At 71.0% G+C, this 14,562-nt stretch carries 11 protein-coding genes; 2 read left to right on the top strand and 9 right to left on the bottom strand.

The genetic code is table 11. The features are described from left to right. Positions 1–3: 3 nt before the first annotated feature. Genes AB3M90_RS03865 through AB3M90_RS03845 form a run of 5 tightly spaced genes read right to left on the bottom strand, consistent with a single transcriptional unit; the run spans position 4 to position 4,272 of the window. Positions 4–606: an NUDIX hydrolase gene (locus tag AB3M90_RS03865; RefSeq protein ID WP_412950051.1), complete on the bottom strand. Its 603-nt coding sequence runs from the start codon at positions 604–606 to the stop codon at positions 4–6. A gap of 9 nt (positions 607–615) precedes the next feature. Then, positions 616–1,845, bottom strand: coding sequence for an MFS transporter (locus AB3M90_RS03860; protein ID WP_412950050.1), 1,230 nt, complete (start codon positions 1,843–1,845; stop codon positions 616–618). Positions 1,846–1,854: 9 nt separating this feature from the next. Then, positions 1,855–2,187 (bottom strand): thiamine-binding protein, encoded by a 333-nt coding sequence (locus AB3M90_RS03855; RefSeq protein ID WP_412950049.1) that lies wholly within the window; start codon positions 2,185–2,187, stop codon positions 1,855–1,857. Positions 2,188–2,191: 4 nt separating this feature from the next. Then, positions 2,192–3,430 carry a hypothetical protein gene (locus AB3M90_RS03850; protein WP_412950048.1) on the bottom strand — a complete coding sequence of 413 codons (1,239 nt, stop codon included), beginning with the start codon at positions 3,428–3,430 and terminating at the stop codon, positions 2,192–2,194. Further along, positions 3,427–4,272, bottom strand: coding sequence for an NAD(P)H-hydrate dehydratase (locus AB3M90_RS03845; protein WP_412950047.1), 846 nt, complete (start codon positions 4,270–4,272; stop codon positions 3,427–3,429). Before AB3M90_RS03845 ends, AB3M90_RS03850 begins: the two co-directional genes overlap by 4 nt. 56 nt (positions 4,273–4,328) lie before the next feature. Here AB3M90_RS03845 and AB3M90_RS03840 point away from each other — a divergent pair, with 56 nt between their 5' ends. After that, positions 4,329–5,396 carry an NADH:flavin oxidoreductase/NADH oxidase gene (locus AB3M90_RS03840; protein WP_412950046.1) on the top strand — a complete coding sequence of 356 codons (1,068 nt, stop codon included), beginning with the start codon at positions 4,329–4,331 and terminating at the stop codon, positions 5,394–5,396. Positions 5,397–5,421: 25 nt separating this feature from the next. Here AB3M90_RS03840 and AB3M90_RS03835 read toward each other — a convergent pair whose 3' ends face one another. The 3 genes from AB3M90_RS03835 to guaB1 form a co-directional block, all read right to left on the bottom strand. Then, positions 5,422–6,483, bottom strand: coding sequence for a hemolysin family protein (locus AB3M90_RS03835; protein WP_412950045.1), 1,062 nt, complete (start codon positions 6,481–6,483; stop codon positions 5,422–5,424). Then, positions 6,480–7,796 (bottom strand): hemolysin family protein, encoded by a 1,317-nt coding sequence (locus tag AB3M90_RS03830; protein WP_412950043.1) that lies wholly within the window; start codon positions 7,794–7,796, stop codon positions 6,480–6,482. Before AB3M90_RS03830 ends, AB3M90_RS03835 begins: the two co-directional genes overlap by 4 nt. A gap of 112 nt (positions 7,797–7,908) precedes the next feature. Beyond that, positions 7,909–9,363, bottom strand: coding sequence for a GMP reductase (gene guaB1 / locus AB3M90_RS03825; RefSeq protein ID WP_412950042.1), 1,455 nt, complete (start codon positions 9,361–9,363; stop codon positions 7,909–7,911). A gap of 159 nt (positions 9,364–9,522) precedes the next feature. Between guaB1 and AB3M90_RS03820 the strand changes: the two genes are divergently transcribed. Beyond that, on the top strand, positions 9,523–13,200 hold the full coding sequence (locus tag AB3M90_RS03820; RefSeq protein ID WP_412950041.1) for a multifunctional oxoglutarate decarboxylase/oxoglutarate dehydrogenase thiamine pyrophosphate-binding subunit/dihydrolipoyllysine-residue succinyltransferase subunit: 3,678 nt from the start codon (positions 9,523–9,525) through the stop codon (positions 13,198–13,200). 45 nt (positions 13,201–13,245) lie between these two features. On the opposite strand, the gene AB3M90_RS03815 is transcribed toward AB3M90_RS03820, so the two are convergent. Continuing rightward, the gene (locus tag AB3M90_RS03815; protein WP_412950039.1) at positions 13,246–14,550 is read right to left on the bottom strand and encodes a GNAT family N-acetyltransferase; all 1,305 of its coding nucleotides are present in this window, start codon (positions 14,548–14,550) and stop codon (positions 13,246–13,248) included. Positions 14,551–14,562 lie beyond the last annotated feature (12 nt).

Raw genomic sequence — 14,562 nt, 5'->3', positions numbered from 1 at the left:
CGCTCACGCGGGCGTGAAGCGCCAGGGCAGGCTGCGCGCGTCGAGCTCTCCCTGGTCCCACGCGTAACGGGGGCCGTCCCTCACACGCGTGCGAAAGAGCGAGGGAGCCCCTCCCGCCGCGAGAGCCGCGCCGACGTCGGAGAAGGCCGCGAGCTGACGGAGGGTCATCCAGGTCGGCGGGAACATCATCCAGGCACCGGCGCCATGCCGGGCGAGGGCGTCTGCCGGGGTCACCCACGCGAACTCGGCGACCTCGCCCGGAGAGGGCACGGCGGCCTCGTCCGGTGCGGCGGCCAGGAAGAACCAGGTCGGGATGCGCACGGGCGCCTGGACGGGCGGATGCCACCGCGAGAGCGGCACCGGATCGTCGACGACGAGCCCCACCTCCTCGAACGTCTCGCGGATGCCGGCTCGGCGCGCGTCGTCGCTCTCCGATGCACCGGGGCGACGGTCGACGGACTCGACCGTGCCGCCGGGGAACACCCAGGCGTCGGCGAACGAGCCTCGCGTCGGGCGTCGGATGAGCAGCACCTCGACGCCGCGCTCCGCCGCGCGCAGCAGCACGACCGTGCCGGCGACGGGGAGGTCGTCGTCCGGAGGGGTCACCTCGCCACTCTACGATGCGGCGAGAGCCGCGGCCGGAGCGCGTCGGGCCTCGAGGCGGTACGACAGCAGCGCGATCGCCAGCCCGGCCGCGGCCAGCGCGGCGCCGGTCCACGCCGGAGCCGTGAAGCCCCAGCCGACGGCGATGACGACACCGCCGAGGAACGCGCCGAGGCTGTTGCCGATGTTGAGGGCGGAGTGGTTCATGGCGGCGGCGATGGACTGATTGTCGCCCGCGACGTCCATGAGCCGGGTCTGGATGGAGGGGCTGAGGACCGACGAGACGAAGCCGACCACGACGATCATCAGGCTGAGACTGACGATCCAGATCGAGACGACGGCGAGCAGGGCGAAGACGCCGGCCATCGCGGCGAGCCCGAGCAGCAGCGTGCGGCGAAGGTCGATGTCTGCGAGGTGCCCGCCGACGAGGTTGCCGACCGTCATGCCGACGCCCATCAGCACCAGGACGATCGGAACCACCCCTTCGGGTGCCCCCGCCACGTCGGTGACGAGCGGCGCGATGTAGCTGTAGACGGCGAAGAAGCCTCCGAAGCCGATGGCGCCGACACCGAGCGTGAACCACACCTGACCGATCCGGAAGACACCGAGCTCCTGACGCATCGTGCGACCCGGGGATCCCGGATGCTGCGGCACGAAGAGCGCGATGCACGTCGTCGCGAGGGCGAACACGAGCGCCACCACGGCGAACGCGGCGCGCCAGCCCCACTGCTGTCCGAGGAAGGTCCCGAGCGGCACGCCGACGACGTTCGCGACCGTGAGCCCGGTGAGGATGAACGCGACGCCCTTGGCCCGGTTGCCCGGCCCCATGACATCGGCGGCGACGAGGGCGCCGATGCCGAAGAAGGCACCGTGCGGGAGCCCGGCGAGGAACCGCGAGACCCCGACCAGCTCGAACGTGGGCAGCACCACCGTCAGCGCGTTGAACACCGTGAGAGCGAGCGCGAGGACGATCATGACGCGGTGCCTCGGGTAGCGCGCCGCGAAACCGGCGATGGTCGGGGCGCCGATGACGACGCCGAGCGCGTACAGCGAGATGAGCCAGCCGGCCCGGCTGAGAGCGTCGGCCGGGCTGGCCGCCCAGAGCGAGGGCAGCAGGTCGCCGGCGATGTCGGGCAGGAGGCCCATGACCACGAACTCGGTCATGCCGATGCCGAAACTGCCGATGGCGAGAGAGAGGAGCGCCCTCTTCGCCGCACCCCTCGAGGTCGTCGAGGGATTCACCGGTTCAGCTTAGCGGTCTTCGGACCCGTCGATCGCCGCCTCCAGCCGCTCGATCTTCGCGTCGAGCTCTCCCGAATATCCGGGGCGGATGTCGGCCTTGAGCACGAGCGAGACCCGCGAGCCGAACGGCATCACGGCCTCGGTCGCGCGCTTGACGACATCCATCACGGTGTCCCAGTCGGGTCCTTCGATCTCGGTGAACATGCTCGTGGTGCGGTGAGGCAGTCCCGACTCGCGCACCACCCGCACCGCGGCGGCGACCGCGTCGTGGACCGAGTCGCCGCGGCGCTCGGCACCGTCGGCGGGAGCGCCGCTGGGGGCGACGGAGAAGGCGATCAGCATGGTTTCACTTCCTGGTTCTGGAGGGACGGGCGGAGGGCACACGTGCGAGAGCGCGGATGCCGACGACGAGGAGGACGACGAGCAGGAGGTTGCGCGCCGTGAGCAGAGCGACGGCGAGCGGCTCGGCACCCAGCAGCGCGTCGTACGCGAGAGGATAGATCAGGCACGTCAGCCCGCACAGGGCGAGGACGATCACGGCGGGGATCCGCGACCGGGGGCCGTCGAACACGATCCACAGGATCAGCGGCGCGAGCAGCCAGGTCTGGAACTGCGGCGAGCCCACCTTGTTCGTGACGATGAGGGCGGCGACCAGGGTCAGCGCCGACGGAGGGAACAAGCGGGCGAACGCCGCACCGCGCAGCGCCTTGACGACGGCGAGGGCGGTGACCGCCCCCACCACCAGCACCATGAGCGGCGTGAGCGCCGTCGAGACGGCTTCGGCTCCGGACGCCCGGATCTGGAAGGTGAGGATCTCGAAGCTGTACTCGATGCGCGCCGCTCCGGCCACCGCCATCCATAGGAACGGCGTCGCGGCGACGGCCTCGATCTGCAGCCCGCGACCGGTCTGCTCGGTGAGGAAGCCGAAGACCTCGGCATCGGCGCCGAGCAGGAGCAGACCGACGATGACCGCCGCCGTGACCGCGGCGGCGGCGAGCAGCATGCGTATCCGTTCTCGCCCGGCGACGAGCGCGGCGAGCACGAGGGCGCCGGGCCAGATCTTGATCCAGGCCCCGACGGTCAGAAGCGCCGCGGCCACCGCAGGACGGGAGGCGAGCCAGAGGCCGCCGATCACGGCGATCGGAACGGTGAGGGCGTCGAGGCGATACATCGCGATGGGCCCCAGCAGCAGCACCGCCGCGCACCAGAACCACGCCGCCGCGCGTCGCGGCCGGGTGGGAGACCGGCCGAGGAGCACACCGAACGCGAGCGCGCCGACCGCTGTGACCAGCACCGCCCAGGCGACGAGGTAAGCCCCCGCGACGCCGAGCAGCGGAACGAGCGGCGCCGCCGCGACCTTGGCGACGAGCATCGGCACCAGGCCGAGCTGCGGATAGACCCAGGTCTCGGTCACCCCGACGATCGCGCCTCCGCTGAGGGCGGACGACGCCCACGGTTCGTAGACGAGGACGACGTCGCCCATCGGCTGACTCGGATACAGCCAGCCGGTCCACGCCGTGACCAGGTGCACGAGCAGGAAGGCGCACCAGAGCACGACGACGCGCCCCGTCCGGGCGGGATTCACGCCAGAACGTCCGCGATCGCGAGGGGCAGCGCGTCGGCGACATCCAGCGCGACGATCGGATGCCCCGTGCCCCCGTCGTGCACGCCCGACGCGATGCGGCCCGCGTGTCCGTGCAGCCAGGCGCCGGCCGCAGCGACCTCGGCGAGCGGAGCGCCGGGGTTGGCCGCAAGCATCGCGCCGAGAACTCCCGCGAGCACGTCGCCGGTGCCGGCCGTCGCGAGCCAGCCCGTTCCGGCCTCCACGGCGATGACGGCTCCCCCGGGGTCGGCGACGAGCGTGCGCGCACCCTTGAAGAGCACCGTGCCGTCGAGGGCCGCGGCGACTCCGGTCGCCGCCTCGGCACGATCGTCCGAGGGACGGACGCCGAGACGGTCGCGGAGCTTGGCGAACTCGCGGGCGTGCGGCGTCACGACGATCGGAGCGCGCGGACCGCGCTCCCGGGCCCCCGCGGCCAGATCGAGTGCTCCGGCGTCGACGACCACGGGAGCGGATCCGGCGAGGATCCGGGTGAGCGCCTCGGCCTCTTCCGCGCTGCGGGCGTCAGGATCGGTCCCCGATCCGATCACCCAGGCGTCGACACGCGATCCCCCCGCGTCGGGTCCGGCCACCGTCTCCGGCCGTCGGGCGAGCACCGCGTCCGCGACCCTGGACGGTCCCGCGAACCGCACGAATCCCGCCCCGCTGCGCCAGGCGGCCTCGACGCCGAGCACCGCGGCGCCCGGGTACGCGATCGAGCCGGTGCGCAGGGCGACGACACCGCGCGCGTACTTGTCGTCGTCGTCCGACGGAGCGCGGAGGAACCGCGCGGTATCGCTGCGGGACCACTCGCGCACTTCGACCATGACTCCACGTTAGCGGGACGACCCGCCCTGCACCCCGGCGGAGGTAACGTCGAACGGTGACTCTTCTCTTCACCCCGCTCCGCATCCGCTCCGTCACCTTCCGCAACCGCCTCTGGGTGTCGCCGATGTGCATGTACAGCGCCCTCGACGGCGTCGTGCAGGAATGGCACCACACGCATCTCGCGCAGTTCGCCTCCGGCGGCGCCGGCCTCATCGTGGCCGAGGCCACGGCGGTCGTGCCCGAGGGGCGCATCTCCCCGCGCGACGCCGGACTGTGGAACGACGAGCAGCGCGACGCCTGGGCGCCCGTCGTGCGCTCGATCCACGACCGCGGCGCGGTCGCCGGCATCCAGCTCGCCCACGCCGGACGCAAGGCCTCGACCTGGTGGCCGTGGGCTCCGGGCCGCGGGTCGGTGCCCGCCGAGGACGGCGGGTGGACGACGACCGCGCCCTCCGCCATCGCCTTCGACGGGTTCGCGGAGCCCGTCGCGCTGGACGCCGCCGGCATCGATCGTGTGGTCGACGCCTTCGCCGCATCCGCGCGCCGCGCCCTGGATGCCGGCTTCGACGTGCTCGAGCTGCACGGCGCGCACGGCTACCTGCTGCACCAGTTCCTCTCCCCCCTCTCGAACACGCGCGACGACGAGTACGGCGGCACCCTCGAGAACCGCGCGCGACTGCTCCTCCGGGTCGTCGACGCCGTACGAGCGGAGGCGGGCGATGAGGTGCCGCTGCTCGTGCGCATCTCGGCCACCGATCACGCCGACGGCGGCTTCACCGCCGAGGAGGCGGCCGTGGTCGGCGACTGGGCCGCGCAGCACGGAGCCGACTTCATCGACGTCTCCAGCGGCGGACTCGTGGCGCACCAGCGGATCGAGACCTTCCCCGGCTATCAGGTGCCCCTGGCCGAGACCGTCCGCCAGGGCGGACGCATCCCCGTGTCGGCCGTCGGGCTCATCACCGCGGCGGAGCAGGCCGAGCAGGTGCTCGCCGACGGAGCGGCCGACGCGATCTTCGCCGGTCGGGAGTGGCTGCGCGATCCGCACTTCGCGCTCCGCGCGGCGCACGAGCTCGGCGCGGATGCGGACTGGCCGCCGCAGTACGAGCGCGCGCGCTGGCGCTGACACGCGCGAAGGCCGCCGACCCGGGTCAGCGGCTGCGGATGCGACGCGTCGCGTCCTGCACCTCGCCGACGAGCTCCTCCAGGATGTCCTCCAGGAACAGCACCGCCGTCGTCCGACCTTCGCCGTCGCGCACCTTGGCCAGGTGACGGCCGGCACGGCGCATGAGCGCGAGCGCGTCCTCCAGGTCCGTGTCCTCCTGGACCGGGACCATGTGGTGGATGCGCTTCGCGGGAATCGGCTCGACGAGCTTCTCCGCGGCATCCGGTCCGTCCGAGGCACGCAGGACGTCCTTGAGGTGCACGTACCCGACCGGCACGGCATCCGCGTCGACGATCACGTACCGCGAGAAGCCGTAGCGGGCGACCGCCTTCTCGATGTCGTCGGGCGTCGTCGACTGCGGAAGCGTGATCAGGTCGCCGAGCGGCACGGCCACGTCGCGGGCCTTCTTGTCGGTGAACTCCACCGCCGCCGCGACCGTTCCGGCGGTGTCGGTCAGCACCCCCTCGCGCCGCGACTGGTCGACGATCGTCGCGACCTCCTCGAGGGTGAAGGTCGAGGCCGCCTCGTTCTTCGGCTCCACGCGGAAGAGCCGGAGCACGCCGTTGGCCGACGCGTTCAGCAGCCAGATCACCGGCATGAAGACCTTCGACACCCACACCAGCGGTGTGGCGAGGAGCAGCACCGCGCGATCCGGCACCGAGAACGCGAGGTTCTTGGGGACCATCTCGCCGAAGACGACGTGCAGGAACGAGACGATCAGCAGGGCGATGGTGAACGACACGACGTCGACCACGGCGTCGGACCAGCCGATCGCATGCAGCGGCACGGCGAGCAGGTGGTGGATCGCCGGCTCCGACACGTTCAGGATCAGCAGCGAGCAGATCGTGATGCCCAGCTGCGACGTCGCCAGCATCAGGGTCGCGTGCTCCATGGCGTAGAGCGCGGTCTTCGCCGGCCGGGAGCCCTGCTCCGCCCGCGGTTCGATCTGGGAGCGGCGGGCCGAGATCACCGCGAACTCCGCGCCGACGAAGAACGCGTTCGCCGCCAGCAGCACGACGAGCCAGGCGAGTCCTCCCCAGTCGCTCATCGGGTGACCTCCTCGTCCGGATCAGCGGGTCTCGGCACGTATCGCACCCGATCGACGCGACGACCGTCCATCCGGACGACCTGCAGGACGCCGCTGTCGACGGAGACCTCGTCGCCCGCCGCCGGCACGCGCTCGAGAACGCTCATGACGAAGCCGCCCACCGTGTCGTACACGTCTCCTTCGGGCACCACCACGCCCGCGCGGCGGCGCAGCTCGTCGGGCCGGAGCTCTCCGGGGAACGTCACGCCGTCGCGCCCGCGGACGATCCCGGCGCGGGTGCGGTCGTGTTCGTCCGAGACCTCTCCGACGAGCTCCTCGACGAGATCCTCGAGGGTCACGAGTCCGGCCGTGCCGCCGTACTCGTCGACGACCACGGCCAGCTGATACCCGCGGGCACGCAGCTCGGAGATGAGCCCGTCGACGTGCACCGTCTCCGGAACGCGGAGCGCGTCGGTCGCCAGAGCCCCGACGGGGACGTCGTCGCGACGATCGCGCGGCACGGAGATGGCGGCTTTCAGGTGCACCACGCCGGTGATGTCATCGAGATCGTCGTCGTAGACCGGGAAGCGGCTGTGCCCGGTGCGCCGCGCGAGCTGGATGACGTCGTCGGCCGAGTCGCCCGCGGCCAGCGCGTGCATGCTCGGACGTGCCGTCATCACGTCGGCCGCACTCAGCCGGGAGAAGGTGAGCGTGCGGTCGAGCAGCGTCGCGGTGTCGGCCTCGAGCACTCCGGCGCTCGCCGAACGGCGCACCAGCGACGAGAGCTCTTCGGCGCTGCGCGCCCCGGACAGCTCCTCCTTCGGCTCGATGCCCATGCCGCGGAGCACCCCGTTGGCGCTGCCGTTGAGCACCACGATCGCGGGCTTGAACACGGCCGTGAACGCGACCTGGAAGGGCACGACGAGCTTGGCGGTCTGACGCGGCAGCGCGAGAGCGAAGTTCTTCGGCACGAGCTCGCCGAGGATCATCGACAGCACCGTCGCGATCAGCATCGCGACGACGGTGGCGATCGGCGCGACCGCGGCCTCCGGGATGCTCCAGGCCACCAGCGTCGGACCGAGCAGGTTCGACAGCGCCGGCTCCATCGTGTAGCCGGTGAGGAGGGTGGTGAGGGTGATGCCGAGCTGGGCCGAGGAAAGGTGGGTCGACGTGTGCTTGAGAGCGCCGATGGTCAGCGAGAGCCGGGACTCCCCCCGCGCCTGACGCGCCTCGAGGTCGGCGCGGTCGAGGTTGACGAGCGCGAACTCGCTCGCCACGAAGAGACCGGTCCCGACCGTGAGCAGGAGCCCCACGCCCAGCATGATGTAGTCCATCAGACGTTCCTCTCCGGTGAGAGAGGCGGACAGTGGGGCGATCGACTGCAACTGGGAGGGTCGTCCATTATGCCGACGATTCTACAGAACGCATCGGGGAACGCGACCTCGGCTACCAGCTGACCGGCAGTGCCTTGCCCTCTTCATAGCCGGCGGCGGACTGCAGACCCACGAGGGCTCGGTCGTGGAACTCCGGCACCGACGATGCTCCGGCGTAGGTGAAGGACGATCGCACGCCCGAGGTGATCATGTCCAGCAGATCCTCCAGCCCGGGGCGTAGCGGATCCAGGTAGATCTTCGACGAGGAGATGCCCTCCGCGAACAGCTCCTTGCGCGCGCGCTCGTACGCGTCGAGGCGGCCGAACCGCGCCTGCACGGCCTTGGTCGAGGCCATGCCCCATGACTCCTTGAAGATGCGCCCCTCCGCGTCGCGCTGCAGCTCTCCCGGCGCCTCGATGGTGCCCGCGAACCAGGAGCCGATCATGACGGATGCCGCGCCGGCGGCGAGCGCCAGAGCGACGTCGCGGGGGTAGCGCACTCCCCCGTCGGCCCACACGTGCGCGCCGAGTTCCTTCGCGGCCTCCGCCGTCTCGAGGACCGCCGAGAACTGCGGTCTGCCCACGGCGGTCATCATGCGGGTGGTGCACATGGCGCCGGGACCCACCCCCACCTTCAGGATCGACGCGCCCGCATCCACGAGATCGTGCACGCCGTCGGCCGTGACGATGTTCCCGGCCACGATCGGCAGGTCCAGACCGAGGTCTGCGACGGCGCGGATCGCCCGCAGCATCCCCTCCTGGTGCCCGTGCGCGGTGTCGACCACCAGGACGTCGACCCCCGCCCCGGCGAGAGCCTTCGCCTTGGCCGCCACGTCGCCGTTGATGCCGACGGCCGCGGCGACCACCAGGCGCCCGTGGGCGTCCACCGCCGGCCGGTAGAGCGTCGATCGCAGGGCCGATCGGGCGCTCAGCGTGCCCACCAGATGCCCGTGGCGGATCACCGTCACCATCTCGACTCCGGCATCCGTGATCACGTCGAACGCATGGCGCTCCGAGCCGATGTCGTCGGCGTCGATCGACGGAACACCCTGATGCACCAGATCGCCCAGCTGCGCGTCGGGCAGCGCGGTGGCCAGCCGGGTCGCGGGCAGGATGCCGAGGATCCGGTCGACATCGATCGGCGAGCCGCCCCGGGCGACGACGATGCCGTGCCCCGTCGTCGGCGGGAGCAGGCGGAGGGCGTCGGCGACCGATGCTTCGGGCGGGAGCACGAGGGGCGAGTCCCAGAGCACCGGCTGCCCCTTGACGTCGCGGATCGCCGCGTCGAGGTCCTGCAGCGGAAGGTCCTGCGGGAGCACGCCGAGTCCGCCGCGTCGGGCGAGCACCGCCGCGAGCCGCGGGCCGGTCACCGAGTTCATGTTCGACGCGACCAGAGGAAGAGTCGCGGCGGTGCCGTCGTGAGGCGCGAGGTCGACCTCGAGCCGGCTGGTGACCGCCGAGCGGCGCGGGACCAGGAAGACGTCCGAATAGGTCAGATCGACGGTCGGCTGCGCACCTGAGAACTCCATGTCTCCACGGTATCCGGATCGGTCCGCGCCGGGGTCACGGCTTCGACGATCACAGGGGCGAAACACGTTAGGCTTGACAGTCGAGAGTGTGCGGACCCTGGCGCATCCTGCGCGGCGTCCGCACGAGAGTGCTTCAGCGATGAAAGAGGGCGATCGAGCGTGTCGAACCAGGTGACCGGCGTCGGGGGCGACGGGGGGTTCGGAGCCAATTCCTGGCTCGTCGAAGAGCTCTACGAGCAGTTCAAGGAGAACCGCGACTCGGTCGACAGGGAGTGGTGGCCGATCCTCGAGAAGTACCACTCCGACACGGCGGGCGGCACCGCCCCCGCGGCATCCTCCGACGCCTCCGCCCAGCCGGCGCATCCCGTCACGGCCCCGGTGCCCGTGATCGGCGCTCAGCCCGTGGCACGCACGACGACGAAGCCCGCCGCCGCGGCGCCGATCCCCGCGCAGGCGCCGAAGCCTGCCACCAAGGATGCGGCGGACCAGGCCGAGGAGGACAAGGTCACACCCCTGCGCGGGCTGCCCAAGACCCTCGCGGCGAACATGGACGAGTCGCTCACGGTCCCCACCGCCACCAGCGTGCGCACGGTGCCGGCGAAGCTGATGATCGACAACCGCATCGTCATCAACAACCACATGGCGCGCACCCGCGGCGGCAAGATCAGCTTCACCCACCTGATCGGCTGGGCGCTCATCCGCACCCTCGACGAGTTCCGCAGCCAGAACGTGTTCTACGCCGAGATCGACGGCAAGCCGTCGGTGGTCGCCCCGGCCCACGTGAACCTCGGCATCGCGATCGACCTCCCCAAGCCCGACGGCACGCGCGCGCTCATGGTGCCCAGCATCAAGCGCGCCGACACGATGACCTTCGGCGAGTACCTCGCCGCCTACGAAGACCTCGTCACGCGCGCTCGGGGGAACAAGCTGACCGCCGCCGACTTCCAGGGCACCACGGTCTCGCTGACCAACCCCGGCGGCATCGGCACGGTTCACTCCGTCCCGCGCCTGATGAAAGGCCAGGGCTGCATCATCGGCGCCGGCGCCCTCGAGTACCCGGCCGAGTTCCAGGGCGCCAGCGAGAAGACGCTCAACGAGCTCGCGATCGGCAAGACGATCACGCTCACCAGCACCTACGACCACCGCGTCATCCAGGGAGCGGGCTCGGGCGAGTTCCTCAAGAAGGTGCACGAGCTGCTGATCGGTCAGCGGGGCTTCTACGACGACATCTTCGCCGCCCTGCGCATCCCGTACGCACCCATCCGGTGGAACCCCGACATCGCCGTCGACCTGGCCGAGCGCGTCGACAAGCAGTCGCGCGTGCAGGAGCTCATCAACTCGTTCCGCGTCCGCGGCCACCTGATGGCCGACATCGATCCGCTCGAGTACGTCCAGCGCTCGCACCCCGACCTGGAGATCGAGAGCCACGGCCTCACCTTCTGGGACCTCGATCGCGAGTTCGTCACCGGCGGCTTCGGCGGCCGCCGCGTCGCCAAGCTGCGCGACATCCTCGGCGTGCTGCGCGACTCCTACTGCCGCACCGTCGGCATCGAGTACATGCACATCCAGGACCCGGAGCAGCGGCGCTGGTTCCAGGAGAAGCTCGAGGTCAAGTACCAGAAGCCCGGCCACGACGAGCAGCTGCGCGTGCTGCGCAAGCTCAACGAGGCCGAGGCGTTCGAGACGTTCCTCCAGACCAAGTTCGTCGGCCAGAAGCGCTTCTCGCTCGAGGGCGGCGAGTCGCTCGTCCCCCTGCTCGACGAGATCCTCCAGGGCGCGGCGACGGCAGGACTCGAGGGCGCCGCCATCGGCATGGCGCACCGCGGCCGGCTCAACGTACTCACCAACATCGCGGGAAAGACCTACGGTCAGGTCTTCCGCGAGTTCGAGGGGACGCAGACCCCCGGGAACCAGCGCGGCTCGGGCGATGTGAAATACCACCTCGGCACCGCGGGCACGTTCGTCGCCGACGACGGCTCCCAGCTGCCGGTGTACCTGGCGGCCAACCCCTCGCACCTCGAGACCGTCGACGGCGTGCTCGAGGGCATCGTGCGCGCGAAGCAGGACCGCAAGCCCATCGGCACGTTCGCGTGGCTGCCGATCCTGGTGCACGGCGACGCCGCGTTCGCCGGCCAGGGCGTCGTGGTCGAGACGCTGCAGATGTCGCAGCTGCGGGGCTACCGCACCGGCGGCACCATCCACGTCGTGGTCAACAACCAGGTCGGCTTCACGACGTCGCCGAACGACGGACGCACCTCCGTCTATGCGACGGATGTGGCGAAGACGATCCAGGCTCCGGTGTTCCATGTCAACGGCGACGACCCCGAGGGCGTGATCCACGTCGCCCAACTCGCGTTCGAGTACCGCGAGCGCTTCCACCGCGACGTCGTCATCGATCTCGTCTGCTACCGCCGACGCGGCCACAACGAGGGCGACGACCCGTCGATGACCCAGCCGCTGATGACCGATCTCATCCAGGCCAAGCGCTCGGTCCGCAAGCTGTACACCGAGTCGCTCGTCGGCCGCGGCGACATCACCGAGCAGGAGTACGACGAGGCGAAGGCCGACTTCCAGAACCGTCTGGAAATCGCGTTCGCCGAGACCCACGCCGCCGAGACGGGCGCGACACCGATCGTCTCGGAGGAGGCTCCCGCGGAGGAGCAGATCGGCGAGCCCGACGTGACCGGCGTCGCGACCGAGGTCATCCAGCTCATCGGCGACGCGTTCGTGAACAAGCCCGAGAACTTCACCGTGCACCCGAAGATCCAGCAGCTGCTGGACAAGCGCCTCGACATGAGTCGCAACGGCGGCATCGACTGGGGCTTCGGCGAGCTGCTCGCGTTCGGTTCGCTGCTCGTCGAGGGGACGCCGGTGCGCTTCGCGGGACAGGATGCGCGCCGCGGCACGTTCGTGCAGCGCCACGCCACCCTGCACGACCGCGCGAACGGCCAGGAGTGGCTTCCGCTGTCGAACCTCTCCGACGCCCAGGGCCGCTTCTTCATCTACGACTCGCTGCTCAGCGAGTACGCCGCGCTCGGCTTCGAGTACGGCTATTCGGTGGAGGCGCCGGAGGCCCTGGTGCTGTGGGAGGCGCAGTTCGGCGACTTCGTCAACGGTGCCCAGTCGGTCATCGACGAGTACATCTCGTCAGCCGAGCAGAAGTGGGGCCAGCAGTCGAGCGTCACGCTTCTGCTCCCCCACGGATACGAGGGCCAGGGGCCGGACCACTCGTCGGCCCGCATCGAGCGGTTCCTGCAGCTGTGCGCGCAGGACAACATGATCGTCTCGCGCCCGTCGACCCCGGCGTCGTACTTCCACCTGCTGCGTCGCCAGGCCTACGCCCGCCCCCGCAAGCCCCTGATCGTCTTCACCCCGAAGGCGATGCTGCGGCTGCGCGGCGCGACGAGCCCCGTCGAGGACTTCACGCACGGCCGGTTCGAGCCGGTGATCGACGACCACCGCGAGCTCGATCGGGATGCCGTCGAACGGGTGCTCGTCCACTCGGGCAAGGTGCACTGGGATCTCCGCGCCGAGCTCGACAAGAACCCGAACCCCGCCATCGCTCTCGTCCGCCTCGAGCAGCTGTACCCGACGCCGATCGACGAGCTCAAGGCGATCACCGATTCCTACCCGAACGCCGAGCTGGTGTGGGTGCAGGAGGAGCCGGAGAACCAGGGCGCCTGGCCGTTCCTCGCTCTCGCGTTCGCGGATGTACCCGGCGATCGCAGGTTCCGTCCGGTCGCGCGCAGCGCCTCGGCGTCGCCGGCGACCGGATCGTCGAAGGTGCACGCGGCCGAGCAGGCGGCCCTGCTGCGGCAGGCGCTCACGCTGAGCTGAGGCGGATCGCTCCGCCTCAGCGGATCGCTCCCCCTCAGCGGGGCGTCAGTACCAGATGTCGAGGGAGGGCGCGGGGAACGCGACGAACGCGCGGTCGAGCGCGCCGATCGCTTCTCCGTCGCCGTCCACGCGACCGGCGCCCTGCAGGGACGCCGCGCGCACGGAACCGGCGTAGAGGCTCGAGAGCGCCGACACATCGAGTGCGAGGTCGACGGCACGGCCCTCGACCCGGTCGACCGTCGCCGCTCCCCCGGCATCGACCCGAAGACGCCAGTCCCCCGCCGCGAAGCCGAGTGCGTCATCGACGCGGATCGTGACGTCCAGCGGAGCCGAATACCGCCGAGCGGTCAGCGCCGCCGGAACGTCGATGATGCGCAGCCAGCCGTGATCGTGCACGGTCGCCGTCACTCCTCGCTGATCGAGCACCAGCCACGGCAGCGGATCGTCGAGCGGACGCAGGTCGGCGGTGACCTCGTCGACGAGGTCGTGCTGCAGCGCGAAGCGCCACAGGGCCGACACCGCGTCAGGCGTCTCCGCGACCAGCAGCCGGACGTCGAGATCGAACCGGAAGGAGTCGCCCCTCTCCGTGAGACGGTAGGCGAGCGCTCCGCAGACCTCGCCGGTCTCGTCGAGGTAGCGAACGCCCCGCACCTTGTCGCGCTCGGGAGTGGTCGGGGCCGCGCCCGACAGGCCCTCCCAACGCCCCTGCCAACCGGGTATGCGACCGGGAGCGCTCCGCCGGGCGCGGGCGTGCACGGCTGCGAGGTCGAGGGCGAGCGTCTCGCGGTCGACGTACTCGACACGTCCGGGCGCGGTGGGACCGCTCCAGCCGGCACGGCGGGTGTCGACGGTGAAGGCGAGCACCGGCAGGGCGGAGCCGAACCCGTACCGGCCGTAGATGGTGGCCTCGGACACCGTCAGCCCCGCGACCGGGATGCCCGCGGCCGCCGCGGCACGCAGCTCTCCCTCGAGCAGCGCCCGCGCGATCCCCCGTCGACGGTGCGTGGCCGCGACGGTCACCATGCTGATGGCCCACATGTCGATCTCGCCGCCTCCGGGCAGCGTCATCGGCGTCACCCAGGCGTTCGTCGTCGCCACGGGGAACGCGGTGGCCGCGACGCCGGGTTCGTAGACGCCGACGTTGCGCCGGGTGAGATAGGTCTTCCGCGCGGCGGCCAGGGATTCGGCGCTCGGCTCCGCACCGAGGAAGCCTCGATCGGCGGCTCGCTGGAAGGCCTCGGCGCGCGCGTCGTCGGTCAGGTCGACGACGCGGTACTCGAGTCCCGTCGAGCTCAGTCGTTCGATCGAGAGCGGGTCGGCTGGCACGTCGCGCGCATCGGGAGTGGTCATCGTCCCACCCTA

The sequence above is a fragment of the Microbacterium martis genome (assembly GCF_047246685.1).
Classification (GTDB): Bacteria; Actinomycetota; Actinomycetes; order Actinomycetales; family Microbacteriaceae; genus Microbacterium.
Note: the sequence above shows the minus strand (reverse complement) of the source record. Positions and strands in the feature narration are given on the sequence as shown.